This is a genomic window from Arthrobacter sp. ov407 (genome assembly GCF_900102895.1).
GTDB lineage: Bacteria > Actinomycetota > Actinomycetes > Actinomycetales > Micrococcaceae > Arthrobacter.
This window is the reverse complement of record NZ_FNGD01000005.1, coordinates 133633-159056: the sequence shown is the minus strand read 5'-3', so window position 1 is coordinate 159056 and position 25424 is coordinate 133633. Positions and strand designations below refer to the sequence as shown.

Genomic DNA, 25424 nt, shown 5'->3' with positions numbered 1-25424 from the left:
ATCAGTGTCTCCTCGAGCCGGGCTGTTCCGGGAAGTCCTGCATCCAGCCGGCCCAGGGCACGTGATCAATGTCGATTTCACTGCCGCCAGAGTTCTCTTGCGTCGGCCGTTGGGGAAGCGACCCAATGCCGGGGGTGGAGCCGTCCATTCCTATTGCGTCCTCGGCCCTGTCTTCGTAGAAGGTCGCAAAGTCCTTCACGCATTGCCGCGGGGTGGTGAAACTGTATAGCGGGTGGGTTTTGTCTGCGTACCCCAGGGATATACCGCAGACGATCCGATGATCGTCTGGAATGTTCAAGTGGCGTCTTAGGACTGGGTAGTAATCCAGGAATGACGCCTGGGGGCAGGTGTCGAGCCCGGCTGCACGCGCAGTCAGCATGACTGCTTGCAGGAACAGCCCTGCGTCAATGAGCGCACTGTCGAGCTGGTGACGGCTGACTGTGAGGATAATTCCGACGGGTGCTCCGAAGAACTCGTAGTTGCGTCTGTGATGGGAGTCCCTGCCGACCAAGTCTGTGAACTCGATTCCGAGCGTTTTGCCGTAGAGTCCCTGGCCGAATTCGCTGCGCCGGGAGAGGAACGGTTCGACCCATTCGTCCGGCCGTGGCTGATAGTCGAACTCACACTTCTGGACGCGACCCCCTCCCTCATGGGCTTTAAGAAGAGCTGCTGTCAGGCGATCCTTTGCGGCACCGGTCAGAACGTGGACTTGCCAGGGCTGTCCATTGGAATTGCTGGCTGACTGAGATGCCAGCTCCAGGATCCTTTCAACCGCGCTTCGAGAAACAGGCCTGGTTAAAAAGGCGCGTACGCTGCGTCTGCCAAGTAGAGCCTGTTCAACACTCATCCGGTGCGCTGCGAGCGGGATCGCCTTGCACCGGATGTTGCCGCACTTGTATTGGCACATCGTTCCGACCGCTTAGTAGCTGGGTGTGATGTCGTAGGAGATGCGGCCGGCGGGCAGGTAGAAAAGTGCGATCAGAGCTCCGCCTTTGACTTCAGGGTAGTGGTGGCTGCCCGGCCCTGGAGCTGTCCATCCTGGTCCTGACCAGCCGTTGGGTCCGGCGAGTCTGGCTTCCGGATCGAGGGGGACCACGAGGTTCAGCTCCCCGTAAGGGTGCTGGTGGTATTCGCCGCGGTAGGGGTCGGCACTGTTCATGTACACGGCCGTGATGCTGAAGTAGTTCAGCACATCACTGGGATCGGCGAGCCGGCTACGCCTGTAGTTCGGACCATCAACTTCGATGTTGGCCGCCCACCCGTCACGGACGCCCTCAGTAATCATCCGGGAGAGATCCTCGAACAGGGGGGTGCCTGGACCGTAATTCTCGTTCAGCCAGGCTTCGAGCTCGCCGCCGGCAGTGCGGTTCTTGACTTCTTCAAGGAAGGGGATGCTCCGCTCGATGAGCTTCTGAACTGCATTCATGATTTGGTCTCCTGTTCGTGATGGACAGCATGTGCTGTGACACAAGCAACGTTAACCTGAGGTTAGGTTACAGTCAAGCTTTGTAACCTAACCTCTCCCATGTCATTTCCTGCAATAGAGCGAGGGTTATGTTACGTTGATAGTTCGTAACGAAACTTATTTTGGAGGTGCAGGTGAGCGCGATTCCGGCGGATCGGGCATTAGACGCCAGTCCCGAGACTGAGGTTTCCAAGGGTGGGAGACCCAGGGATCCCGCCCTTGACGAGGTCATCATCAAAGCCGCACGTCGTCGGCTGGTGGAGGACGGGTACTCCAAGATGACACTTGGCGACGTCGCCGCAGATGCCGGCGTTACTCGTCCCACCCTGTACAGGCGGTGGCCAGGGAAATTCGAACTGGTGGTCGACGCGCTGGATTATGGTTTCCGTGCGCAGCGGGACACTTACCCGAACCTGAATTTGGATGAACTTCCGCCCCTGGAGGCCTTTACAGAGGCCGTTCGCCGTCTGGACCCCGCCTATTTCAATCCTGATGCCATGGTTCTCATGGGGAACTTCATGGGCGAGACCATAAGGACCCCCGAGCTGATGGCAATTCTCTCCGAGCATGCCGTTGAACCGCGGGTGAACCTCCTGGAACGCACTCTGACAAACCTTCAGGATCGGGGAGCCGTCAGGCAGGGAATTGATAAAAGCACCATCGCGACCATGTGCTTCGGCAGCTATTTCGCCGCATTTTTGCGCGCCGACACCGACAGGGAGGGACACGCCGAAAAGGTTGTGCAGGCTATTTGGCCAGCCATCGCTGTCGAGCAGACCAAGGGCACTAATCGCGGATAGAACCCGCGACGCTCCCCCCGAACAGCTCGAATCAAATCCTCGTCGGGGCCCACGTTTTGCCCGGGCTGGTTCTCCCGTGAAGAGAACCAGCCCGGGCCATCGATCACATCGTTAGGCGGTGCATGCGCCCCAGAACCAGCACACTGGCTCCTGCGATCACCAGGGCCCCCGCCATAACCAGGAAAACCTGCTGAGGCGAGATTCCACCTCCCAAAGCAACGCCCACCAACACAGCCCCCGCGACGCCTCCAAAGCGCCCCACGCCTAACGCCCATCCAACCCCCGTCGATCGCATGTGGGGTGGGTACAGCACTGCTGCCAGCGCAATAACACTCATTTGTCCTCCCGTAACGCAGGCTCCGGTGAAGAACGCAGTTACGAGGAGTATCTCTGTGCCCGCGCCTAAGACGGTGCCCAGCGCCACGACAAACCCGGCACCGAGAAGATACACGGTTCCTAGTGTGCCGAAGGGGCTGATGCGGTCCATTGCGGGGCCAATTGCCGTGGCTGCAACAATTCCACCGATTGTTGTTAGAACCGTTGCAGCGATGACGATCTCCGGAGCTCGGCCGAGGGAGCCCACAATGGTGGGCAGCCAGCTTTGGATCGAATAGAACGCGGCAAGATTTGCAATAAAAGCCAGCCACAACAGGATTGTGCTTGCCAGCCACTTGCGTCGGAAGAGCTCGACAACCAGCGCCCTGGTCTTTATTGATGCGGAGGTTTGCTCATCATTGACGATGGTGGCTGCGGCCTGAAGATTGGGTTGGAGTCGCTGCAGGGTCATGTGAACCCGCTTTTGTCCGTTCTTCCTGTTCAAGACGAAGGACGGTGACTCCGGGAGGTAGCGGATGAGGAACCCAAGCAGTATCAAGGGCAAAAGGCCTCCGACAACAAACATCATGCGCCATCCCAGAAGCGGAATGATGAAGCCGGATGAGATGCCGGCCGCAACAAAGCCCAAGGCAAGCCAGCAGTAGATAAACATCACGAAGCTTGAGCGGTGCCGTTTCGGGGCGAACTCGCTGGTCACTGAGACTACGCTCGGGATCACGGCCCCCAGGCCGGCGCCGGTCAGGAACCTCAAAGCTATGAGATGGGCCGGCTCCATCGCCAGGGCCGAGGCCAAAGTAAGGGCGCCGAACAAGGCGGTGCAGGAAATAACAACCCGCCGATGGCCGAACCTGGTAGCCAGTGGAGAGAGCACCAGATACCCAATCATTAGCCCGACGATCGCGGCGGAAAGAATGGGTCCTAGCGCCGCTACCGGGAGGCCCCATTCCTTGGCAATCACGGGAGCGGCAAAACTTATGGACTGGGTATCGAAACCGTCCAAGAACATGACGGCGCCGGACAAGAAGAGAATCAGGTAATGGAAGCGGCCCAACGGCCTGTTATCGATTACGTCTGCCAGACGAACTTCTTGGGCTTGGAGTTTCGCAATCGGGGGCGGGACATTCACGGACATCGCATGCCTTTCGTTGGTTTCTAGTCGGAGGGCCCGCCCGAGGGGATCTGCGATGGGCAGATCCGACAGGATGTTGCCCACTAGGGAGCACATGTGATGCGGACAACATCAAATTAGTCTAGACTTACGTTACAGTCAATACTTGTAACGTAACCTGCCGGCCTGCCCGAGACCCGACGATCCACTGATAGAAGGACAATGATTACGGCATCCCGCTGCGCCTTGACCGCCAATATGGCACTCAGGCTGAGCAACTTCTGCCCTATCGCCGTGGCTCACGCGAATGAGGTCGCCTCCGCAGGCGGGGTTCAGTCATGAACAGTTTCGATATAGCTCGTCTCGTGCTTAGGCTCAGCATTGGCATCACCACGGCAATTCACGGCTACAACAAACTCTTCCTCGGCGGCAGGATAGCCGGGACAAGCAAGTGGTTCACAAGCCTGGGCGTGCGCCAGGCTACCTTCCATGCGTGGTTGGTCGCGATCACTGAAATTGCCGCAGGGATTGCCCTTGCCGCCGGCCTCCTGACACCACTCGCCTCAGCGGCAGTTGTCGCCCTGATGCTTGTTGCGGCCTGGACCGTCCATCGCAAGAACGGCGTCCTCCTGACTTCCGGGGGATGGGAGTACACCTTTGTTCTCGCCGCCGCCACAACGCCCATAGCAATCACGGGGCCAGGACACATGAGTCTGGACTGGATGGTTTTTGGTGCTCCCTTATTTCAAGGTTTGCCTGGGCTTTTCATTTGGAAAGTAGTCCAAGGCCCTCGGCCGGGTGTCAAAGCCGCTGCCGGCATCGGGCTGGTCATGCGATTGCCTCTCATCAAAATTCTTGAGGCGTTCGCGGCGCCAAACTACAGCGTCTTACATCGCGGGAGGGATGTAGTTGTGGCACATTCGGTCGGCAAAGCCGATCGCGATAGAGGTTGTTGGTAAGACGGCGCGAAGGATCGACGCATATAGGTAGGTGCAGCCCACAATCGGAACGACTAGGAGCCAGGATGGCGGGAACCGCGGAGAGTATGGTCACCCTGACCGGCACAGAGCAAGAGGGTGCAAACGTGGTGCCGGCAACGACCGCGCCCGGTGCGGAAGATTTCATCATCACCGAAAACAGTGGCCTCGGCATATACGAAGCCGTATTGGGTGGTGAAATCGTCGCTGGCGTCATTTACAGCAAAGCAGTCAACCGAGTCTCACTGCTGGCGACCTCCGTGTTCCCAGCGTTCCGAGGTAAGGGCATCCCTGCAAGGCTCCTCGACGGCATCCTTCACAAGCTTCGGGCGCAGGGAGCGACCGTCACTATCACTTGTCCGTTCGCGGCCGAATTCGTTAGCGCGCATCCCGAGTATGCCGATGTTCTCGATTTGGCCATCCCGGGCAATAGCACCGCGAGGCGAGGGCTGAGTTTACGCCCGATTTCACGTCCAACTCACCTGAAAACCGCTTGATACGACAGATGTACCGAGGAAGGGAACATTATGACAACCGTCGAGCTCACTGACGACAATTTCGAGACCACCATCAAGGACAGCAACATCGTCCTCGTTGATTTTTGGGCCACGTGGTGCGGCCCTTGCAAGCAGTTCGCCCCGGTCTTTGAGCAATCCGCAAAAGATAATCCCGACATTGTTCACGGCAAGCTCGACATGGAGGCCGAGCAGCGCACGGCGGCGGCCGCGGGGATCACTTCGATTCCGACTCTGATGGCGTTTCGTGAGGGTGTCCTCGTCTTCAGCCAGGCGGGCGCTCTTCCGGCCGACGCTCTCGCGCAGGCCGTAGAGTCCGTCAAGAGCCTCGACATGCGCGAGGTTCGCGCAGTCATCGCCGCTCAGAACGATAAGTCAGCGCCGGAGAATTGATGTGTTCGGGAGGGGAAACGCTTCCCTACCTGGACAAGACCCTTCCAGAAGCGGGGAAGGCCCCGACGGCCGATGCGACCGTCGCCTCGAAGGAAGCCCTCCGGCAGGGGCCGGTTTGCACCGAAAGCGAACTCATCAATCTGCGCGTGTCACAACTCAACGGATGCCTTTCTGACTTGATCTACATTGCCGGCGTCACACAGCAGAAGCTCGAGCTGTTACCGGTGTAGCGAGACCCGCCTCTCGTCAGCGAGCGGGAAGCGGCCGTGCTCTCGATAACAGAAGCTGCAACACAATTGCCCCTGAATGAGAACAGCAAAGCCGAGCCCGTGGCCGTTCGGGGATCCTGATCCCCGGACGGCCCCCAAGCATCGAAGCCAGTCGAAGGCGCCGCAGGAATTCATCATGCTGGAGCCGTAGCGCAGCCCCAATTGTGGCGAGGTATCTGGACAATTGCGGCGCTCGATCGACGGAATCTACTCGGCGCTCCCCCACCTGACCGATCCCACGAGCTGGGTGTTCATTGACGATGTAGAAGCCGGAACGCCTGATGGCCATCATCATGTCCGTGGCCTTCCGCCTCTCCCCTCCTGACGACTCAGCAACGAAAGGATCATTGTTCGAAATTGACATCGTCAAGTGAGTTCTGCCCCGACCCTTACCTACCCGTGCACGGCCACCTTGAACTGCCCCCGGACCGTCCCGGCTGGGGAGTTGACATTGACGAGGCGGCTCTGCCAGAGGACAACTACATCCATTGGGAACGTCAACTGCCAACAAGGCCTGACGGATCCTTCGCCTACTGCTGAGACGGAATCCCGCCTGTGATACTGACTGATAATCCCGGAGGCCAAAGCTCCGGTTCAGTCAGACGCGTCACCGCCTGTTCCACTCTCTCCTGATCCACTCACGCCTAGGAGTAAGAACCGTGACACTCACCGGACATTCCCTGATCGCCGGACAGCCCGTCGCAGGCGAAGGCAGGACCGCCTTCGGCTTCAACCCCGCCAGCAACGAACAGCTCCAACCGGCCTATACGCTGCTCACCGAGGAGCAGCTCAAGGCAGCCACCGCCGCTGCCGCCGGGGCGTACGCGTCCTTCAGCACGCTCGACCCCGAGACGCACGCAAGCTTCCTGGAAGCCATCGCGGACAACATCGAAGCCATCGGCGACGAACTGATCATCCGCGCGGGCCAGGAGACCGGCCTGCCCGCTGCCCGGCTGCAGGGTGAATGCGCCCGCACCACCGGCCAGCTGCGGCTGTTTGCCACGGTGGTCCGCCAGGGCGACTTCCGCGGCGCCCGCATCGATCCGGCCCTGCCGGAGCGCACACCGCTCCCCCGCGCTGACATCCGACAGCGCCAGATCCCGCTGGGCCCGGTGGCCGTCTTCGGCGCCAGCAACTTCCCGCTGGCTTTCTCGACGGCGGGAGGAGACACCGCCTCGGCCCTCGCCGCCGGCTGCCCCGTGGTCTTCAAAGCCCACAACGCCCACCCGGGCACCAGCGAACTCGTCGGCCAGGCCATCGCCAAGGCCGTCAAGGACCTGGGCCTGCACCCCGGTGTCTTCTCGCTGATCTACGGCCCCGGGGCCAGCATCGGCCAGGCTCTCGTCGCTGATCCGGCCATCAAGGCCGTCGGCTTCACCGGTTCGCAGTCCGCCGGCATCGCCCTGATGCGCACGGCCGCCGCCCGGCCGGAACCCATCCCGGTCTATGCGGAAATGTCCTCGCTCAACCCGGTCTTCGTCTTCCCCGGCGCCATCGCCGGCAACGCCGACGAAATCAGCGCGCTTGCCCGGCAGTACGTCACAGCCGTCACCGACAGCTCCGGCCAGCTCTGCACCTCCCCCGGCCTGCTGTTCGCCCCCGCAGGTGAGGCAGGCGACAAACTCTCTGCCGCCGTCGGACGCGCAGTATCCGCCTGCGCCGGCCAGACCATGCTGACCGAAGGCATCGCCGGGTCCTGGAACGCCGGCGCCACGGCGCTCTGCGCCGCCGGGAACGTGACCGTCGTCGGTCAGGGCACCGCCGGGCCCACGGAAAACGCACCCGCACCCACCATCTTCGGAACCGGCATCGCCGACTTTGTCAGCAACGACGTGTTGCACGCCGAAATCTTCGGTGCCGCCTCCCTGGTGATCCGCTACTCCTCCATTGACGAACTCCTAGAGGCAACCAACCGGCTCGAAGGGCAGCTCACCGCTTCCCTGCAGCTCACCGAAGAGGACTACCCGACGGCGGCCCAGCTGCTACCCGCACTCGAACAGAAAGTGGGGCGCATCATCGTCAACGGCTGGCCCACCGGCGTCGAAGTTGGCTATGCCATGGTCCACGGCGGCCCGTTCCCCGCAACATCGGATACGAAAACCACCTCCGTGGGTACGCTGGCAATCAACCGCTTCCTGCGGCCGGTCGCCTACCAGAACCTCCCCCAGGAACTGTTGCCGGCACCGCTTCAGGACGCTAACCCGTGGCACCTGAACCGCCGGATCGACGGAACGGTCGAAGCCGCAACAGACGCAAAGGACGAGGTCAACGCATGAACACCCAACCCACGGGCAGCAAGGTTGAGGTAGTTCCCGTCGCCGGGCACGACAGCACAAAGCGCTGATGAACCGGGCCGGAACCTGGGGATCCTGAGCTAGCTCGAACCGGTGTTAGGCAAATCCCCCGAAACACCGGGAGTAGTGCCCATCGTGGGCCGTTTTCGGTGAGCTGACGGATATGTTGTGCCAACGTCCCGGTTCAGCGTGTCTGCCCGCTCTTCCGCGGCAGTTCTCGTACCATCAAGGCACCGGCTGCCATTTGGGCGGTTCGCTTTCTGTCGTCCTTATCCGGCGGGGATGCAAACACGGGCCCCTGCAGCACAAGCCACAAGTTCGGCGGGATGTCATCTGCTGTCATGGTTTTCGGATTCCTGGGCCTGCTTGCAATCGGTGGGGCGCCGAAGAGGGGACGACGCGGGCCCGTTCCTTCTGGTCATCCCTACAGCTCTTGACGATGCCGTGGCCTTCCCCGTGGCCGAGTCGTGAAATCACGATCGGGCCTTGAGGCAGGACGATCCTAAGGGTCTCTCCGGTGGTTCTCTTGCCCAGCGAAAGTGCCTCGATGGACTCGCAGGGGGCGTCAACGAGGGTCTCTGAACCGAGGCCGGATGCTTCGATGACGAGGAGGCGCTTGGGCGTAAGGACGATGTACCCTGCGGTCTCGTTCAGGTGCCCCTTCCCGATAGCCCGGACGGTTTCGTCTCGAGCCAGCGCACGGACGACGGCACGTAACTCAGTCCGCCCGCCCAAGGAGAGACCTGCCCTTAACGCGGCGTCCTCAAGCCCGTGGTAATCCATGACCCCCTCGGGCAGCTTTTCCTCCATACGGGCCAGGTGCTCATCGTTCAGCGGACCGGGACCTGCTGTCCAGGCGATGACTGCCCCATGTGGGGACGGCGATGCCGCTCCAGTAAACCGCACCGCTTTGCGTCGCTTGCGGAGGGAAAATGGCACGTCGATATTGATACTTTCCTCATCGCCGGACGAGGGCCGGAAACCTGATTCAACCGCAGCAACCCGAATATGGTCCAGGGCGGCGTCTACACCTGTGAGCATCGTCCAAAGAACGGTTTCAAAAGCTGTCGTCATCTGAATACTTTCCACATAGTCGTGGCGTTGGTTCTCCGAGCCGGGCAAAGCGCGCAAACTCGCGCCCGTCAGGAACATTGGTCGGGAGACTGGCCGGCTTCGAGGGATCGACCCGTTAGGTGTCACGTGATTCGGCACATCCACTCGGTGACGACCGGTTCCACGGCCTCCAATGGGACCAGTCCGACGGAAGCACAGACGGCCGACCCAAGAGGTAGCCCTGCCCGGTGTTCACTCCCATTTCGGTAACGGCGGTTAGTTCTGCATTGGTTTCGATTCCCTCGGCGACCAGGCTTGCCCCGATTTGTGATGAGAAGCTGACCATCGCCGTGCATAGGGCTCTCTGCTTGGGGTCCTTGTCGATTCCCGCAACGATGGTCCGGTCAAGTTTGATCAGTTCTGGGCTGAGCCTCAGGATGTGGCGCATGGACGAGAACCCGGCGCCGACGTCGTCGACCGCTATGCGTAGGCCAGCGCTTCTAAGCGGGGCCAGTGCCGCTGCGAGACGAGCATAGTCAGCAACGGCTGAGCGCTCAGTCAGCTCCACGACGATTCGCCCGGGATTCAGACCGGAATCCCTCAAGATGTCACTTAGCCTCGGGTCAAGGCACGCCGACGGGGAGAGATTTACGGCGATATAGAGAGGGGCAGGAAGATCCGCTGCGGCGAGCATCGCCGTTTCCAGGGCAAGGAATTCGAGTTCGAGGCCACGTCCGATTGAATCCGCCTCGTCGAACCATTGATCCGGAGACCTGAAGGGAGAGCTGACGAATCGAGTGAGCGCTTCGGCACCGACAATCTCGCCGGTTCCCAAATGACAGATCGGCTGAAACGCCGTGATCAGTGTCCGGGTCGCGAACAGGCGATCGAGGCGCGCGCTGATTTCCTGGTCCTCCGGGCTCCCTGCCCTGGAGATATCCAGCGGCCGCGCGATTCCCTCGAATCCTGACCCCCGGCCTTCCCTGTCGAATCGGCGCCGGCAGACGACCTCAACGCTCAGACGCCGCCCACCCCGGTGGCGGACGGACAGCAAAAGCCCTCCCCGGCCCGCGCCTGCATTTGGTTTCCGCGCGGTCTTGAGGTCAGCAAGGTCGATGATGAGACTGCATGGGCGTCCCACCAGGTCGGAGGGCTCATAGCCTAGTAATTCCCGACTTGCCAGGCTGGAGAAGGTGAACCGGCCGTCTGCTCCTACAGCCCAAAGCCATCCCCGGGTCGTGCTCAGGACCGTGTCCATGAGGCTGGCGGTAGTGAACGCCTCGATCCGATCACGGTGCTGTTGCCGAATAAGGCGCCAGGCGGCATGAAGGACGACCGGAAGGAGCAGGATCGAGGCGAGGGTGGACACCCTGGCGGGGACCTCGCGGCCGCCCCACGGCTCAAGACCAAACATGACAGGCAGGAGTATTGACAACGCCAATACCGACTCGAGGGACAGAACGGCAAGCAACCATCGACCGCCCGGTGATGTCCGAGCTCTGCCGTTGTCTCCCGACGAAGGAGACGTGAACGATGGGCGTCCGCGTAACGATCTTTCCATGTGCGCGCTGTGCCACAGCATTAGTGATGCATCGCTTCTGATGACATGCCAGTCTTCTTCATCCGGCTCGATTCGGTAATGGGTCAGTTGAGGCCAGTATCGCCAGATGTCCTCTACGGCACGTCGGAACGCAGCAGGGAGTGCCCAGGATCAGGCTGGCAGAACAAGATTCTTCCCGGCGCTGTCCCGATTCAGGCGAGATCGCGTTCCCGAGTGATTCCGTAGGGAACGTCTGCGCTCAAAGTTACGGTGAACGAGGTCGGCCCATGGCGAGTCACGAGAATTCCGCGACTGCCTTCCTTAAGAGCCTGCGCCCGAGCCAATTTCTCAGCGGCATCGAGGCGTTCGGCAATCAACTGGGGCTCGTCTGCCGTGACGGGATAAATAGGACCGGCGGTGGCCGTGATCATGGGTCGTTCCTGTTCTGGTAGCACTCATATGCCGTTCGCTCGCACGGCCGGTATCTCCTGACCGGCACCACGCGAGCGGCACGGAAACGTCTTTAAGGGAATGAATCATCAGGGGTTGGTTGTAGGGGCCGTAGCCGGGGCGTCCCTCTTTTTGCATTCCCCTATTTGCGGGAAACTCCAAGACGTAGCGAGTTGCTTCGGTTGCGTCGGTCATGGGCTGTCCCTTCATGATGGTTTGTCCGGAGGTGTGCCTGTCCACTACGGACGAACCCGGATGATCGTCTTCCCGCCCCGTCGCTCGGTCGGGTTGAGGGCGGCGACGGCATCGTCGAGGTTGGCGATGTTGCCGATGTTCGTCCGCAGCCGTCCGTCCCGCACCCGCTGGACGATCTCCCCAAGTTGTGCACGATCGGACTCGACAACGAAGTCGACTGCCAGGCCATCCGCAGGGCGCGCTTCGACCGACCCAGTGACGCCTACCAGTGTTCCTCCGGGCCGGATCAGGGCCACAGACTGCTTCTGGATGTCACCACCGATCACGTCGAATACCAGATCGACTCCACCGACGTCTTGCAGGGTGTCGCTGGCGAGATCGACGAACTCGTGCGCGCCGAAGTCAAGTGCTTTCTGCCGGTCGGCGGCGCGTCCGGTGCCGATGACGTAGGCGCCGGCCTCGCGGGCCAGCTGAGTCACCATCGACCCGACTGCGCCGGCCGCGCCGTGCACGAGAACGCTCTGCCCCGACTGAAGACGGCCGTGTACGAACAATCCCTGCCACGCGGTCAGGCCCGAGATCGGCAGACTCGCACCAGTCGTGAAGTCGACGTCGCCCGGCAACGGCGCCAGGTTGCGTGCCTCGATCGCCACATACTCCGCCAGGGTGCCGTCTCGATGCCAGTCCGAGAGGCCGAATACCCGCTGTCCCACCGACAGCCCCGTCGTGCCATAGCCGAGCGCGGTCACCACCCCGGCCAGTTCGTGCCCGAGGATCGACGGTGACCGATCACGGCCGGCGCGATCGACCCAAGTCGAGGACCACTCGACCTCAGTCGGGACGAACCCCGACGCATGAATCTCGACAATGACGTCGTTTATCGCCGCCGTCGGCTGCGGGCGCTCCATCAGCCTCATCCCGGCCGTTCCAGCCACCTGTTCCGTCACCACAATCGCCTTCATCAGGCACCTCCTGTATTCATTCTTCGCCTACACGGCTTTTTTACACGGCCTTTTTGGGTCTGTAACGTTAGTGGCACCAAATCTCGATGCCTTACCACGCATGTCGATAAAAGTTGTGGCACGAGAGCCGGTCGGGAGCGACACCTCGACGCAGCTCGTCGTGTTCTGGGCGTTTGGCATGTCTTCCGCTACTGCTCAGCCGTCGCGGAGGAGTCGGTTCAAAATGCGAGACGCAGGAAGGGCGTATCACTCTGTACTCGATGCGGTCCAGTCGTCTTAAGAGTACGCTCGGACGCCCAGGGCAGACCCTAGGCGAACGTCCGTGGAGGCAGGTGGACATCTTGGTCAGCGAAGGTCGTCTTGATCGATGATGATGTGCATCGCTGCTTCTTCCGCTGATGCAGCTCCCCCGTCAATGCCGATGTCGTTCGCCAGGTAGTCCGCCGCCGGGTCGAGGCTCTCCGGGAAGGCCCGGGCCAGACGACCGGCTCGGACCGAACCGACCTGATCGTCGATAACCTCACCGTCAGTGTCAGTGGTGTCTCCTATTCCATCTCCTCGAATTTCTTCTGCCTCGTCGGGGATCTCACGGGCAAGCCGGGCGGATAGAGGCTCGTGGGTCCGCGCCTCGCGCTGTGTGAAACCCCAGGAGAGCTCGGCCGGCTGCCAATCCAACGGGGAGTATCCGGCTTCGTCTATGTCGTCGCCGAGTTCATCGGTGTCGAGGCTCTCGTCGGGCGGAAGCAAGCCGAAGCCCTCGGCCGGATTCTCGAAGCCGTTGCCGTCGTCGGTGTTGGTCATATTCGATCGCCTCTCTCATCAAGTTCTTGAAGAGTTAGCGGCGCCAAACCACGGAGTCTTACAACGCTGGTCGGACGGGGTTGTGGCACAACTGCTTGGTGGGGACGAACGCGATAGAGGTTTTTTGGTAAGACGGCGCGAAAGATCGACGCTCATGAGGTAGGTGCAGGTGACATCTGTTGCCCTTCTCCTTAATCGGACCGCGTGGGACGCCATGTGGCCTGAGTGAGGGAGTGCCGCACATCGCGTGAAAGGAACCGTCAAACATGACAGCTGGACTTGTTGGCAAGACCGCACTAATCACCGGCGCTGGCCGGGGCATCGGCGCAGCGATCGCGAGCGGGCTTGCCAAGGCCGGAGCCGGTGTGATTCTTCTCGCCCGTACCGCCGACCAACTCGACGAGACCGCCAACGCCATCAGGGCGAGTGGGTCCTGTGTTGAGGTTCACGTCATGACTGTCGACCTGACCGACGACACCCAACGCGCCACCGCCATCGACGACCTGCTGTCCGGCGGCCCGATCGATGTTCTGATCAATAACGCGGCCACGGTCGAACCCCTCGGCGCCAGCGCCACGATCGGCCTCAAACAGCTGCGGCAGGCATTTGAGATCAATGTGATTGCTCCTGCCGCACTGACCGCCGCACTCGCTCCGGGCATGGCCAAGGCCGGCTGGGGTCGCATCGTCAACGTCTCGTCAAGCGTCGTGGGCCACCCCGGCTCGATGATCGGTGGCAATGCCTACGCGGCGACGAAAGCTGCTCTCGAAGTCCATAGTCGCAATCTCGCCGCCGAACTCGACGGCACGGGCGTGACGGTCAATGTCTACCGGCCAGGGGGTGTCGACACTGCTATGCAGGGCTGGATCCGCAGTCAGGATCCCCAACGTATCGGTGCCGGCCTGCACCACCGGTTCCTGAGCAGGTACGACTCTGGTGGTCTGATCACCCCGCAGGAATCCGCCAATGCCCTGCTCAGCCATCTCCTCGGGGAGGACGGCGATCGGACAGGCGCTATCTGGGACCTCGGCGACACCGTTTCCACGTAGAAGAACACTTCATCCGGCTGGCCGGGTGCTCCCGGACACCCACAAGCCGAACGACTAGGAGGCAGCATGGCAGGAAAGGCCGAGGGCATGGTCAGCCCGACCGGCATCGAACAAGACGGCGCAGACGTGGATCTGTCTGCAACGACCACGCCGGATACGGAAGACCTCATCATCACCGAAACAGCGAGGTCGGCATCTACGAGGCCGTATTGGGAGGTGAGACCGTTGCTGGCGTCATTTACAGCAAAACGGGTAACCGCGTCACACTGCTGGCGACCTCCGTGTTCCCAGCGTTCCGGGGCAAGGGGATCCCTGCCAGGCTCCTCAGCGGCATCCTTGAGAAGCTTCGGGCGCAAGGAGAGACCGCAACTATGACCTGTCCGTTCGCGGCAGAATTCGTCAGCGCCCATCCCGAGTATGCCGACGTTCTCGATTCGGCCGTCCCGGGCAATAGCACCAACGCCATGCGCAGGCATTGAGCGTACGACCGAGATCACGACCATCGCGCGTAAAGAACATTTGTATGACGACCGCATCCAAGAGAGGAACATCATGACGAGTATTGAACTCACGGACGACAATTTCGAGACCACCATCAAGGACAACGACATCGTCCTCGTTGATTTTTGGGCCACGTGGTGCGGCCCCTGTAAGCAGTTCGCCCCAATCTTCGAGCGATCCGCAAAAGATAATCCCGACATCGTCCACGGCAAGCTCGACACTGAGGCCGCGCAGCGCATCGCGGCAGCCGCCGGCATAACAGCCATTCCGACTCTGATGGCATTCCGGGAGGGGGTCCTCGTCTTCAACCAGGCGGGCGCCCTTCCGGCCGCGGCACTCGCGCAGGTCGTACAGACCGTCAAGAACCTCGACATGCGCGAGGTGCGCACAGACATCGCCGCTCAGGACGATAAGTCCGCGCCGGAGAATTGATGTACCCGGCAAGGGAGGCACTTCCTTATCTGGACAAGACCGTTCCGGAAGCGTGGGAGGCGGCGACAGTCTACGGGACCGCCGTCTCGGACGAAGCCCTCCGACAGGGGCTGGCTCGTACCGAAAACGAACTCATCAGGCTGCGAGTCTCACAGCTCAACGGATGCTTATTCTGCCTTGATCTACATTCACGGCAGAGTCGGCAGGCCGACATCACGCAGCAGAAGCTCGATCTGTTACCGGCATGGCGGGACTCTCCACTCTTCAGCGAACGGGAAGCAGCCGTGCTGGCGGTCGCCCGGAAGGGAAACAGCAGTGCTCGTACTTCTTGATCTTGCATACCGCCGCCGCGCGGGATATGGGTCTGATCCGGGCCAGGGTCCCTCACCTTGTGAGCTGGCGACGCAGCACGATGTTCGCTGAAGACGAGGGTGCGGCTCTCCCGTACACGGAGGCTCTCACGGTATTCGACCTGTCCACTTTCGCTGAACATCACGAGCGATTGGCCCGATTTTTTGATGAGAAGTCTGTCGCTGAAATCGCTGCTGTGGCTATCAATCTAAATGACTGGACTACGTTGAAACTTCCACAACGGGAGTGCCGATGCCGGATGAAGTAGCGCCGAACGGCGTGGGCCGGAGCGGACGGTGACCGATCTTAACGATCCGCGGAAGGGCGGCGTATCCTCGGCATCGCTGACGGATGCGCTCGGCCGCCTTTCGACCCATCGGGTGCATGTCCTCGATTTGGTGTCGCCCACGCCGGGGCGCGTTTTGCGCGGGAGGGCTGTCACCATCCGGTTTGTCCCGTTTCGGCAGGATGTTTTCGACGCACACGTGAACAGTTTCGCGCGCCTCTTCTATGAGGCGGTTCCCGCTGATCCTGAGGAGATAGTGTTGGTGCTGGACAGCGGCGGCCAGCCGGATATCTCCGTGGGCGGTGGAACGAAGTTTTCGCGGCTACAGAATCGAAAACTTGCGGGACTTCTCACAGACGGACGGCTTCGGGATTTTGGTGAGCTCGAACGGTATGAGCCTGTTTTCTACTGCAGCGGCGAGACCGTGAAGGCGGGTACGGCTGATCTGATGCCCATCGCGGCGAACGTCCCCGTGGTTGTTGGTGGTGTGACTGTTTTCCCGGGCGATTTCGTGTATGCCGATGCCGCGGCGGCGGTGATTATTCCATCCAGGCTTGTTGACGAAGCATTTCAGCTCGCAGCAAAGATTGAGCTTGAGGACGTTGCCTTTCTGACGAGGATCCGCGCCGAAAACCCGGAGGAGATACGTGTTCGTGGAAGTTGGGAGACCTGAGTTGTGCCCACGCGTTCCGACGGAGATCTGGTAGCCAGAGCGAACTGAACGTTCTTCTGTTATCGCGTCGAAGTGTCGCTGGCGCGGTTCGAGCGTTGACTCAGGCTGCTCGTAGGTAGGCATGTGATAGCTACTTTCGGAGAGATGTGGGGCTGTGAGGTCGTCAAGGGCGGTGCTCGAGAGTCGCTGACGCGGTTAAGTTCTGCTGATTACGAAGAGTCCGGCCGCGCCGATCGCGTAGAGGATGAGGACGAGCAGCGAGTCGATTCCTGTGCCGAGGACTTTCCGGTGGGGGCGGAACACGATCCCCAACAGGTAGACAAGTGAGCTGCTGCGGTGAGGTAGATATGGGTAGCCTGCGCTGCGGGCAGATCCTGCTCGCCAAGGCCCGCGGAGCGCGTGGTTTCGGCGACTGATTCCGATCTGGCTCCGTTCGGCCCAGCGGGACGCTCGTGGCGTACCTGTACTGGGATGTGCAGACCCTGGAATGCGGCGGGACCCGCCAGGCGTGACGTGCTCCGGGTGATCCGCGTATCTGGATCGCTCGCAGGTCGGAACACGAACTTGGTCTGAATGAGTGTCAGAGGGTCCCGGATCCTGCCGCGGTGCCGGCCTGGCGGTAAGTGGGGTTGGGCACGTCGCCGGCGGCGAAAACGCCGGGGACGCTGGTGCGGGAGCTGCGTCCCTGGACCGCGGTGGTGCCCTCGGGGTTGAAGTCGAGCTTGCCGTGGACGAGGTGTGTACGCGGGTCTATCCTGATTGCGATGAAACGCCCTTCGAGGTCAAGGTTTGTTTCGGAACCGTCCAGGGTGCCGTGGGGCCGGACTCCGACGATTTTCTCATGGCCATAGATGCGTTCAACAGTCTTGTTGAACACGAACTCGATCTTCGGGTTATCAAAGGCCCTGTTCTGCATGGTCTTGGACGCACGAAGTGTGCTGGCACGGTGAATCACGTAGACCTGTCCCCGACCTGGTCAGGAAGGTGGCTTCCTCCATTGCCGAGTCGCCACCTCCGACCACAGCGATCGTCTTGTTGCGGAAGAAGAAGCCGTCGCACGTGGCGGACCATGAGACTCCGTGGCCGCTCAGTCGCTCCTCGTCGGGGCTGCCGAGTTTACGGTAGGCAGAACCGGTCGCAAAATCACCGAGAGAGCTTCGTGTGCGTCACCGTTGCCGAGAGTGACCCGCTTCACACCGCCGGCGAGTTGGAGGTCCACGACGTCGTCCAGAACGACCTCGGTGTCAAACCTTTCGGCTGGGGCCTGGATTTTGACCACGAGGTCAGGGCCCAGGACGCCGTCCGGAAGCCCGGGAACTTCTTGACCTCTGTGGTCGTGACCAGCTCGCCGCCGGCTTCGACTGAGCTTGCAATGAGTAGCGGATTGAAGCAAGCGCGGCCAGTGTTCCCGGCGGGACCCGAGCCGATGATGATGGTCTGGCGCACCTGGAACTCCTTCGACTGATGGGTTTAGATGCGGTTTTGCTCGACGGGGTCAGCGACCCGCAGCCAGCGGAGCCCCCGCATGTTGAGAGATTTCTGCCCGGCGCGTTCGACGATGACGATGAGGACGTTGTCGCAGTTTCCGCAGCGGGCCACGAAACCCATTGGCTGGCCATACACCATCGCTTGCCCCAAGGCGGCGATGTCGGCGCAGGACTGGCATTGGCCCTGGGCCGTTGTCGGTTCGAAGTCGAAAAAACCAGTGATCGGTCCAGCGAGGACATTGCCGTCAAGGTGGTCCATCAGGTTCCTCCGAATCGTTCGGTGCGGATGGCGTCGGGTGCGTGCCCGAGGCTGGTTAGGGCACGGGAGACGGTTTCGACGAATCCTGTGGATCCGCAAATATAGGTGAGCGGTGTCTTTTCGGGCGGGAGTGTCTCCCTTTGCAAGTCCTTAGCCGTCAGCCGCCCGGCTGAGCGCGACCAACCCGGAGGCACAATACTGGTGTAATGCCACGTCGTTCGAACGGTTGCTGCGAGTTGGGAGAGTTCGTCGCGGAAGAACGCGTCCTCCGGTGTCCGCAGTGAATAGAGCAGCTGCATGGGCACTGAGTTCCCGGCGCTGGCATGCGCACGGGTCATCGCAATGAACGGCACAACACCGGAGCCGCCGGCGATGAGTTGGACGGGCTGGGGCTGGTCCGGCCGCCACACGAACCATCCGCCGAGTGGGCCGCGGAGCTCGACCGTGTCCCCGAGTTCGAGGTCGTTGACGAGGAACGGGGAGACTTCACCGTCTGGCAGCCTGTCGATGGCCAGTTCGATCATCTCACCGGGGCCGGCGCTGGCGATGGAGTATGAGCGTACGGCCTGGTATCCGTCCGGTGACGTGAGCCTCACGTCGACGTGTTGCCCCGCATCGTTACCTGGCCAGCTGGGCACCGTGAAGGTGATGCTCCGCGCAGAGGTTGTCAGCGGGTGTGCACGCGTGAGACTGCCGGTGAGCCAGCCGGCGGACGGGCTGGTCATGAGTAGCGCTCTTCTCGCCAAGGATCGCCGTGCAGGTTGTAGCCGTATTCTTCCCAGAAGCCTGGATTGTCCTCCCTTTGCATGGTGAGTCCCCGTACCCATTTGGCGCTCTTCCAGAAATAGAGATGAGGCACCAGGAGGCGGGCCGGCCCGCCGTGTTCCGGGTCGAGCTCGGCGCCCTCGTACTCGTAGGCGATCCAGGCCTTCCCGTCGAGAATCTCCTCAAGTGGAAGGTTTGTGGTGTAACCGCCGTACGAGTGCGCCATCACGAAATCGAAACCTGTCTCGACCTCAGCGAACAAGGTGTCTAATGACACGCCCCTCCAGCTAGTGCCTAGCTTGGACCAGCTAGTCACGCAATGGATGTCGACGGTGATGTCCGCGGACGGGAGTGCAAGGAACTGGCCCCAATTCCACCGGTGGGTCTTCCCTGTTTCGGTGTGGATGAAGAATTCCCAGTCCGCCGTGTCCATCGATGGGGTCGGACCTGCCGACAGCACGGGGAAAGACTCCGTCAAATGTTGCCCAGGTGGGAGAGCCGGGTTGTCTTCACGGCGGCGACCTCCGAAAACGGCCATTCTTTCTCCTTCAATTGATCAACGCGCAAATTTCCTAGCCCTTTGGCCGGTTACCGGGCTTCCGCGGTCTGACTCTCGCGGTGCGGGAGTTTCCAACCGGGACGCACGTAATGGCAGGTGTAGCCGGTGGGGTACTTCTGTAGGTAGTCCTGGTGCTCTTCCTCGGCTTCCCAGAATTCTCCGGCCGGCTCCACCTCGGTAACGACATTCCCAGACCAGTGCCCGGATGCGTCGACATCCTTGATGGTGTCAAGCGCGACCTGCTTCTGCTCGTCACTGGTGTAGAAGATCGCGGACCGGTAGCTGCGGCCGACATCGTTGCCCTGCCGGTCCCGGGTGGAGGGGTCGTGGATCTGGAAGAAGAACTCGAGCAGATCCCGGAAGGAGATGCCGTCGGGATCGAACACGATCTCCACGCTTTCGGCATGGTCGCCGTGGTTGCGGTAGGTGGCGTTCGGCGTGTTGCCCCCGGAATAGCCGGTGCGGGTGGAGACGATGCCAGGCTTCTTTCGGAGCAGTTCCTGCGCACCCCAGAAACAGCCACTGGCCAGGATCACACGGTCGCGGCTCAAAATGCTGCCTCCGTGGTGAAGAGGTTGCGAAATTGCCCGTAGCCAGCGATCTCGAGCTGGTCCAGAGGAACGAAACGCAACGCGGCGGAGTTGATGCAGTAGCGCAGACCTCCGTCGACGGCGGGACCGTCATTGAACAGATGACCTAGGTGGCTGTCACCATGCTTGGAGCGCACCTCGGTTCGGACCATGCCGTAGCTGTGGTCCTCCTTGAGGACAACGTTGCCGGAGTCAATAGGCACGGTGAAGCTGGGCCATCCTGTACGGCTGTCGAACTTGTTGATGGACGCAAATAGCGGCTCTCCGGAGACAATGTCGACATACAGGCCAGCATCGTGGTTGTCCCAATACTCGTTGCGGAACGCCGGTTCAGTCGAGGCCTCCTGAGTGACCTTGTACTGATCGGGGGCGAGTTTCGCAATCTTCTCGGGATCTTTGCGGTACTCGGTGGCGGACATGTGAAGCCTTCTTTCTCTGGGGTGGTTACTAGATCGGGGATCGCAGGTACGGGTCAAAGACGCGTCTGGTCTCTGGCGTGAAGGGCGCTACTGGTGCCCCTCATCCCGGGGTTGAGGTGAGCGTGGTGCGTATCGTCCTTCGGACGTCGCTCCGCGGTTGAGTTCGGTGAACCGGACGCCGACGACATCACCAACGGCATCTGCAATCCAAAAGACGTCATAGGTAGCGCGATAGGTCGGTGGCCAGAAGGACCAGAACTGTCCCTGATCGTCAACTCCCCACTTCCCGGATGTGGGGCTCCCATTCTCGGTGTAGGTCGTGCGACCGTCACGGGTGAACACCTGAGTTGCCTCGTCGGTGTAGGTGAATGGTGCTCTCGTCAGGGCTTCCGTTATGTCGCCTGCGTCAATACGGTCGCCGTTCTTGACCACAGGTCCCTCAGCTCTGGAGATGGCATGCTCCCTTCAAATTGTGTGTCGCTCTGGACGCGTCCAGGCAACTCAGATTGCGGTCACAACAGTTGCGTCGGCCTCGATGAACTTCCACGCTTTAACTGCTGATTGGCGACGGGACACACAATTAATCCGCGGTCGGCCCGGTGCCGTGAACGATGTCTCCGTTGAGCCCATCCGGGTAAAAGCCTCCGGCGGTTCCCCCTTGGGCGTCGAGGTAGACGATGTTGAGGATCTCCGCTGCGCTCCGGCCGAATACCCGGCCATATTCGTCGTTGGGGACGAGATTGGCCACGTCTTTGGTGCCGAGGTCCTGGTCATCGTCGGCTGGGCCGCTCACTGCATTGCGAACCGCGGAGATCTTGTGCACGACGTCGAACACGGAATCGTCTATGAGTCCTTCGTTGAACAGCGTGGCCCGCACGATCCCGGCGTGGTATGCCTCGGTGGCCAGCATGCCCGCTGCGGCGTCCAGGTAGGTCTTGTTGGAGATAAACGGTGCCGCGCCCTTGAAAGCGGTGACTCCCACGTCTTCGAAGAGGAAGGCGGCGAAGAGGAAGTTGCGGTCGTTCGCGTAGACGTCGAAGATCTCTCCGGGCTTGATCAAACCGGCAGCCAACGCCGCCGCGGTAAAGCTGTGATCGAGAGAGATCCGTGGGCGGGCAACGGCTGTGTTACCGAGTGCGCCGCGGAGGAACGCAACATGGGCCCGCTCGTCCATGGCGATCTCACGGGCAATGTTCTTGACCAAGGGACTCCGGAAATCGACCTGCCGGCCGCCGGACACTTGGCCGGGCGTCCCCACCCCACCCACCATGTCGTCGGGAAGTCCCTGCCCCGTTGCGCCACGAAGGTAGAACTCGGCTTCGAGGTACTCAAGGTTGAGCGCAAAGTTCAGGATCGAAGCATCGCTGGGCCCGTCTTCGGCGGTCGTAGCCGGCGGCGCGTCGATCCCAGCTTCGGCGACCATGCCGGTTAGCTTGGCGCGGTCCTCTGCGGTCTCCGCGCTGGCTTTGATGGCGTGCCAGATAAAGCGGCTCTTAGACATCGTGACTCCTGTGCTGTTCGGTGGCTCCGGCCGTGCCGGAGGCAGACTGCTGGTGCTCGAATCGGCTGTCGAAACACTTTTACAGTTCTACCGCGCATAGGACCATTTAGTCCAGACAAATCCCGCTCGAAAGTGCCGCTGGGGATGGGTGTGATCGCCCATTCTCGCAGGTCGGGCCGAGAAAACGTCTTTTTCTGGGAAATTAAGTGAAGGGGAGTCGCAGGCTCGGGACGGTATGCATCCTTGCCGAGCGATGTCACGACGCCCTAGACTGGACGAAATAGTTCTATTGACTCATGGTCAACAGATCGACCGAACTCGTCGGTCCAACCCCGCGCCGCAACTCGAATACGGAGTCCGCAGGAGCCATCAGCCGCAGAGCGGACTGCGCCGGCGCTGAACCCACCGACGACAAACATGCGGCGCACTCACCGAATTTGGACTTACCGACATGGATATGGACTCATCATCGTGGCTGTCCGACCTCGACGACGCCGCCACCAAACGGGACGCGGCGTTGGCCCGCCTGCACGAGATGTTGCTGAAGGTCGCCATCCATGAGACGTATCGACGTGGACCCGCTTTTCGCATTGGCAGGCGCGAACTCGAGGACCTTGCACATCAGGCCGCCAACGACGCGATGGTTTCTTTGCTGGGGAAGCTCGATACCTTTCGCGGGGAGAGCCGATTCACGACCTGGGCCTACCGCTTTGTCGCGCTGGAGGTCTCCAACAAACTCGGCCGCCACTTTTCGCGCAGGCCATCCGTGTCCCTGAACGTCGAGGACTGGGAGCGGCTCCCTGCGCGGCTCGCTGCCGACCCGCTCGCGCTGGCACAGCAACGGGAACTGATCACGGCCGTGCAGCGGGCAATGAGGGAGGCATTGACCGATCACCAACGGCACTGCTTCATCGCGATCGTGGTCAACGGTGTCCCGATGGACGCCATGGTGTCTCAGTCTGGATCGAATCGGGGTGCAATCTACAAGACCGTTTTCGACGCACGCCGTAAGATCCGCGCCTACCTGACCGCTAACGGATATCTGGAAGAGGAGCTGACGACTGCCCATGGGTAATGATCAACAGGTAGAGGTTGAAGGTCACGACCGGATGATGGGAGTGACTCGAGCAATTCCTGGACACTGACCCCCGTGACGTGAGGTGTGATAAGGCGATGGCTGTCCTTCATGTCCATGTCGGCCGACTGGCGGCCGGAGTCGATGCTGCCGACTGCTGTCCGGGATTGGTGTCGCATATTGCTGGGTGCGGATCGTGCGCAGAGGATGCGCACGGTCTATTGGCCGCTGTGCGGGACGATGATCTGCATATTTGAGACTCGGATTATGACGACTGACCGTGGCACCCCGTCATCCACGCCAGGTGGTCGTGGATACCAACACAGTACAAAGGAGTGACATGAACCTGAGAGACGACCTTCAACGTATCTACAAGGAGGGGCGAGCCAAACGCCCGGCCAATGAGACGGAGGTGATGGATCGCGCGGCGCAGCAGCTCTTCAACACCGGCCAGGCTGAGCGGGCGACGAACGTCGGCGACATCGCTCCCGGCTTCTCGCTTCCGAACGCGACCGAAGACACGGTGATCCTGAACGATCTGCTTCGCGATGGACCCGTCGTCTTGAGCTTCTATCGAGGCAGCTGGTGCCCGTACTGCAACCTCGAACTGCGCACCCTGCAGGCGAACATCGGCGAGTTCGAGGCCCGCGGCGCTCGTCTCGTGGCGATCTCGCCTCAGGTACCCGACGAATCACTGTCGGTCACCGAGAAACACGACCTCACCTTCGATGTCCTGAGCGATGTCGGCACGACCGTTGCCCAGGATTATGGCCTGTCTTTCGACATCCCGGCTGAGCTCGCCGCCATCTACGAGAGCCGCGGCCACGATCTCGTCCGCACGAACGGTGGACATGATCGCACGCTCGTGATTCCGGCGTCGTACGTGGTCGGACAGGACGGGGTCGTCTCGTGGGCGTTCGTGAACAGTGACTACACCAAACGGACCGAACCGTCAGACATGATCGCGGCACTCGACGCCCTGCGCCGAACCTGACGCGGAAGCGCCAGGCACGATACTGATTCGGGCCCGGCGCATCCGCACGGACGTTCGCAGAGCGCGTTCCTCGAACGGGATGAGTCGCAACGTATCATTGGACTTGTTCGACAGCGGGACGCTGCCGCTGCCCGACTTCGTGCTTGTGAAGGCTCTCGATATGCGCTAGCGCCATGTCGATTGATGTTGCCATCGGCGTGACATCGCGCGCAGTTTGGGCCAGCATGTAACCGCCTTGGAGGGCGCCCATGAGTCCTGTCGCAAGCTGGTCGATCGACGCCTCGGGCGGAAGCGCACCACCGTCCTGAAGCCTGTGCAACACGCCCGCCAAGAGCTCCTGCCATTCGATGAAGAGTTGAGACGCGGCCCGGCGGGCAGCATCGTCTTGATCGGAGACCTCGGAGGCCAGTGAGCCGAGCGCGCAGCCGTAGGCGCCATGCCGTAGGGCGTTGTTCTGTACCAACGCATCGCGCCAGCGTCGCAGGCCTTGGATCGTCGAGACATGACCTAGGGCATCGCGTTCACGCTGGATGATGCGTTCTCCTACATGGTCGACGACGGCCCGCACGAGCGCATCCTTGCCTGCGAAGTGGTGGTATAACTGCGACTTGCTCACGCCACTTGCCAATATCACGTCGTCGAGCGTAGTAGCCCCGACTCCCTGGACATTTATCAGATCGGCCGCTGCGGCCACGATCCTTGCCCGCGTCTTTTCACCGCGCGCCGTCAGGCGCCTGCCGTTGCGCGCGTCAAGGGTTGTCATCACACTATTTTACTTGTCGAGCTGCTCGTTCCCGTCTTTGCGAGACTGTTGTCCTGGTCTGCCCACGCGAGCGCGAGGTCGAGAGCATCGTTGAGAGGCCGAGGGTCCCGTGCAAGCCGGCTCAGGGTGCTGCCTCCATGAAGCGCCGCAAGAATCAGCACAGCAATCTTCTGAGCGTCGACGTCGGAGTTCGGGCTCTGCGCGGAAGAGCAGAGTGTGCCACCCGTGGCGCCGGACTGCAGCAGACGATCCACCGTCCCGGAGATGAGCCCGCGCCACCCATCGAGGAAGTCGGCGCGGTCGCGCACGCTCCCTGTCTGTCGCAACGCCAGCACGTAAGGCGACTGCGGGGTCATGAGCTCCTTGACGACGCCACGACGCCAGTCGGCAAGCATCGTTCTGTCAGTGACTTCAGCCAGACAAGCCCTTTCGCGGGCCAGGACCTCCGTAAAGTATGTCCTCATCCATCCACCCAGCCAGTCGACACCATTCACCTATTGTGGCACAATTTAGGACTATTAAGTCCATTTTTATCGCGTGAAACGCGCCAAACTGCGTAAAT

Annotated in this window: 28 protein-coding genes and 1 pseudogene; 12 read left to right on the top strand and 17 right to left on the bottom strand. The window is 61.2% G+C overall.

Translation table 11 applies throughout. From position 1 onward, the window contains the following. Window position 1: 1 nt before the first annotated feature. On the bottom strand, window positions 2–847 hold the full coding sequence (locus BLS42_RS08250; RefSeq protein ID WP_218122086.1) for a nitroreductase: 846 nt from the start codon (window positions 845–847) through the stop codon (window positions 2–4). A 72-nt stretch (window positions 848–919) separates the two neighbouring features. Beyond that, complete coding sequence (locus BLS42_RS08245) at window positions 920–1426, bottom strand: DUF4863 family protein (protein WP_090579256.1); 507 nt, start codon at window positions 1424–1426, stop codon at window positions 920–922. A 173-nt stretch (window positions 1427–1599) separates the two neighbouring features. On the opposite strand from BLS42_RS08245, the gene BLS42_RS08240 reads away from it, so the two are divergent. Then, the gene (locus BLS42_RS08240; protein WP_218122085.1) at window positions 1600–2265 is read left to right on the top strand and encodes a TetR/AcrR family transcriptional regulator; all 666 of its coding nucleotides are present in this window, start codon (window positions 1600–1602) and stop codon (window positions 2263–2265) included. A gap of 103 nt (window positions 2266–2368) precedes the next feature. Here BLS42_RS08240 and BLS42_RS08235 read toward each other — a convergent pair whose 3' ends face one another. Further along, window positions 2369–3814: an MFS transporter gene (locus tag BLS42_RS08235; RefSeq protein WP_218122084.1), complete on the bottom strand. Its 1446-nt coding sequence runs from the start codon at window positions 3812–3814 to the stop codon at window positions 2369–2371. 233 nt (window positions 3815–4047) lie between these two features. Here BLS42_RS08235 and BLS42_RS08230 point away from each other — a divergent pair, with 233 nt between their 5' ends. From BLS42_RS08230 to BLS42_RS08205, 4 genes are all read left to right on the top strand, one after another. After that, window positions 4048–4668, top strand: coding sequence for a DoxX family protein (locus BLS42_RS08230; protein ID WP_090579250.1), 621 nt, complete (start codon window positions 4048–4050; stop codon window positions 4666–4668). Window positions 4669–4733: 65 nt separating this feature from the next. After that, the gene (locus BLS42_RS08225) at window positions 4734–5183 is read left to right on the top strand and encodes a GNAT family N-acetyltransferase (protein ID WP_090579248.1); all 450 of its coding nucleotides are present in this window, start codon (window positions 4734–4736) and stop codon (window positions 5181–5183) included. 30 nt (window positions 5184–5213) lie between these two features. Then, window positions 5214–5594, top strand: a complete 381-nt coding sequence (gene trxA, locus BLS42_RS08220) for a thioredoxin (RefSeq protein WP_090579244.1) — start codon at window positions 5214–5216, stop codon at window positions 5592–5594. A 928-nt stretch (window positions 5595–6522) separates the two neighbouring features. Further along, window positions 6523–8139: an aldehyde dehydrogenase (NADP(+)) gene (locus tag BLS42_RS08205; protein ID WP_090579233.1), complete on the top strand. Its 1617-nt coding sequence runs from the start codon at window positions 6523–6525 to the stop codon at window positions 8137–8139. 357 nt (window positions 8140–8496) lie between these two features. Here the strand turns inward: BLS42_RS08205 and BLS42_RS08200 are convergent, their stop codons facing one another. The 5 genes from BLS42_RS08200 to BLS42_RS08180 all read right to left on the bottom strand — a co-directional run bounded on the left by BLS42_RS08200 (window position 8497) and on the right by BLS42_RS08180 (window position 13158). Further along, on the bottom strand, window positions 8497–9309 hold the full coding sequence (locus tag BLS42_RS08200; protein WP_090579230.1) for a PH domain-containing protein: 813 nt from the start codon (window positions 9307–9309) through the stop codon (window positions 8497–8499). A gap of 37 nt (window positions 9310–9346) precedes the next feature. Beyond that, window positions 9347–10579 carry a sensor domain-containing phosphodiesterase gene (locus BLS42_RS08195; protein WP_256336336.1) on the bottom strand — a complete coding sequence of 411 codons (1233 nt, stop codon included), beginning with the start codon at window positions 10577–10579 and terminating at the stop codon, window positions 9347–9349. 383 nt (window positions 10580–10962) lie between these two features. Then, a complete protein-coding gene (locus BLS42_RS08190; protein WP_256336334.1) occupies window positions 10963–11181 on the bottom strand; it encodes a hypothetical protein in 219 nt (72 codons plus the stop codon). Window positions 11182–11439: 258 nt separating this feature from the next. Next, complete coding sequence (locus BLS42_RS08185) at window positions 11440–12357, bottom strand: NADP-dependent oxidoreductase (protein WP_090579227.1); 918 nt, start codon at window positions 12355–12357, stop codon at window positions 11440–11442. Window positions 12358–12702: 345 nt separating this feature from the next. Then, window positions 12703–13158, bottom strand: a complete 456-nt coding sequence (locus BLS42_RS08180; protein WP_090579224.1) for a DUF5709 domain-containing protein — start codon at window positions 13156–13158, stop codon at window positions 12703–12705. 266 nt (window positions 13159–13424) lie between these two features. Between BLS42_RS08180 and BLS42_RS08175 the strand changes: the two genes are divergently transcribed. From BLS42_RS08175 to BLS42_RS08150, 5 genes are all read left to right on the top strand, one after another. Beyond that, window positions 13425–14207: an SDR family NAD(P)-dependent oxidoreductase gene (locus tag BLS42_RS08175; RefSeq protein ID WP_090579221.1), complete on the top strand. Its 783-nt coding sequence runs from the start codon at window positions 13425–13427 to the stop codon at window positions 14205–14207. Beyond that, window positions 14117–14686 carry a GNAT family N-acetyltransferase gene (locus BLS42_RS20805; RefSeq protein ID WP_371129540.1) on the top strand — a complete coding sequence of 190 codons (570 nt, stop codon included), beginning with the start codon at window positions 14117–14119 and terminating at the stop codon, window positions 14684–14686. Before BLS42_RS08175 ends, BLS42_RS20805 begins: the two co-directional genes overlap by 91 nt. Before the next feature lie 73 nt (window positions 14687–14759). Beyond that, window positions 14760–15140, top strand: coding sequence for a thioredoxin (trxA, locus tag BLS42_RS08165; RefSeq protein ID WP_090579647.1), 381 nt, complete (start codon window positions 14760–14762; stop codon window positions 15138–15140). Continuing rightward, entirely contained in the window at window positions 15140–15472 is a 333-nt protein-coding gene (locus BLS42_RS08160) for a carboxymuconolactone decarboxylase family protein (RefSeq protein ID WP_090579214.1), read from the top strand. The genes trxA (BLS42_RS08165) and BLS42_RS08160 overlap by 1 nt, the downstream gene beginning before the upstream one ends. 315 nt (window positions 15473–15787) lie before the next feature. After that, window positions 15788–16450: an RraA family protein gene (locus tag BLS42_RS08150; protein WP_090579209.1), complete on the top strand. Its 663-nt coding sequence runs from the start codon at window positions 15788–15790 to the stop codon at window positions 16448–16450. Between the two features lie 580 nt (window positions 16451–17030). On the opposite strand, the pseudogene BLS42_RS08145 reads toward BLS42_RS08150, so the two are convergent. From BLS42_RS08145 to BLS42_RS08110, 7 genes and pseudogenes are all read right to left on the bottom strand, one after another. After that, window positions 17031–17896 (bottom strand): annotated as a pseudogene (locus tag BLS42_RS08145) (NAD(P)/FAD-dependent oxidoreductase). A gap of 24 nt (window positions 17897–17920) precedes the next feature. After that, window positions 17921–18196, bottom strand: a complete 276-nt coding sequence (locus tag BLS42_RS08140; RefSeq protein ID WP_090579206.1) for a DUF6510 family protein — start codon at window positions 18194–18196, stop codon at window positions 17921–17923. After that, window positions 18196–18921, bottom strand: a complete 726-nt coding sequence (locus tag BLS42_RS08135) for a ferredoxin reductase (RefSeq protein ID WP_090579203.1) — start codon at window positions 18919–18921, stop codon at window positions 18196–18198. Before BLS42_RS08135 ends, BLS42_RS08140 begins: the two co-directional genes overlap by 1 nt. Then, window positions 18918–19499 carry a molybdopterin-dependent oxidoreductase gene (locus tag BLS42_RS08130; protein WP_090579200.1) on the bottom strand — a complete coding sequence of 194 codons (582 nt, stop codon included), beginning with the start codon at window positions 19497–19499 and terminating at the stop codon, window positions 18918–18920. The genes BLS42_RS08135 and BLS42_RS08130 overlap by 4 nt, the downstream gene beginning before the upstream one ends. Before the next feature lie 50 nt (window positions 19500–19549). Next, complete coding sequence (gene msrA, locus BLS42_RS08125) at window positions 19550–20071, bottom strand: peptide-methionine (S)-S-oxide reductase MsrA (RefSeq protein WP_090579196.1); 522 nt, start codon at window positions 20069–20071, stop codon at window positions 19550–19552. Continuing rightward, window positions 20068–20529, bottom strand: a complete 462-nt coding sequence (gene msrB, locus BLS42_RS08120; protein WP_090579194.1) for a peptide-methionine (R)-S-oxide reductase MsrB — start codon at window positions 20527–20529, stop codon at window positions 20068–20070. The genes msrA and msrB overlap by 4 nt, the downstream gene beginning before the upstream one ends. 580 nt (window positions 20530–21109) lie before the next feature. Further along, window positions 21110–22030: a ferritin-like domain-containing protein gene (locus BLS42_RS08110; RefSeq protein WP_090579191.1), complete on the bottom strand. Its 921-nt coding sequence runs from the start codon at window positions 22028–22030 to the stop codon at window positions 21110–21112. Between the two features lie 451 nt (window positions 22031–22481). Here BLS42_RS08110 and BLS42_RS08105 point away from each other — a divergent pair, with 451 nt between their 5' ends. Beyond that, window positions 22482–23105, top strand: coding sequence for a sigma-70 family RNA polymerase sigma factor (locus tag BLS42_RS08105; protein ID WP_090579187.1), 624 nt, complete (start codon window positions 22482–22484; stop codon window positions 23103–23105). A 340-nt stretch (window positions 23106–23445) separates the two neighbouring features. Further along, window positions 23446–24099, top strand: a complete 654-nt coding sequence (locus BLS42_RS08095; RefSeq protein ID WP_090579181.1) for a peroxiredoxin-like family protein — start codon at window positions 23446–23448, stop codon at window positions 24097–24099. Window positions 24100–24193: 94 nt separating this feature from the next. Here the strand turns inward: BLS42_RS08095 and BLS42_RS08090 are convergent, their stop codons facing one another. Further along, the gene (locus tag BLS42_RS08090; RefSeq protein ID WP_090579177.1) at window positions 24194–24862 is read right to left on the bottom strand and encodes a TetR/AcrR family transcriptional regulator; all 669 of its coding nucleotides are present in this window, start codon (window positions 24860–24862) and stop codon (window positions 24194–24196) included. Further along, complete coding sequence (locus tag BLS42_RS08085) at window positions 24862–25326, bottom strand: hypothetical protein (RefSeq protein WP_090579173.1); 465 nt, start codon at window positions 25324–25326, stop codon at window positions 24862–24864. The genes BLS42_RS08090 and BLS42_RS08085 overlap by 1 nt, the downstream gene beginning before the upstream one ends. Window positions 25327–25424: the final 98 nt, after the last annotated feature.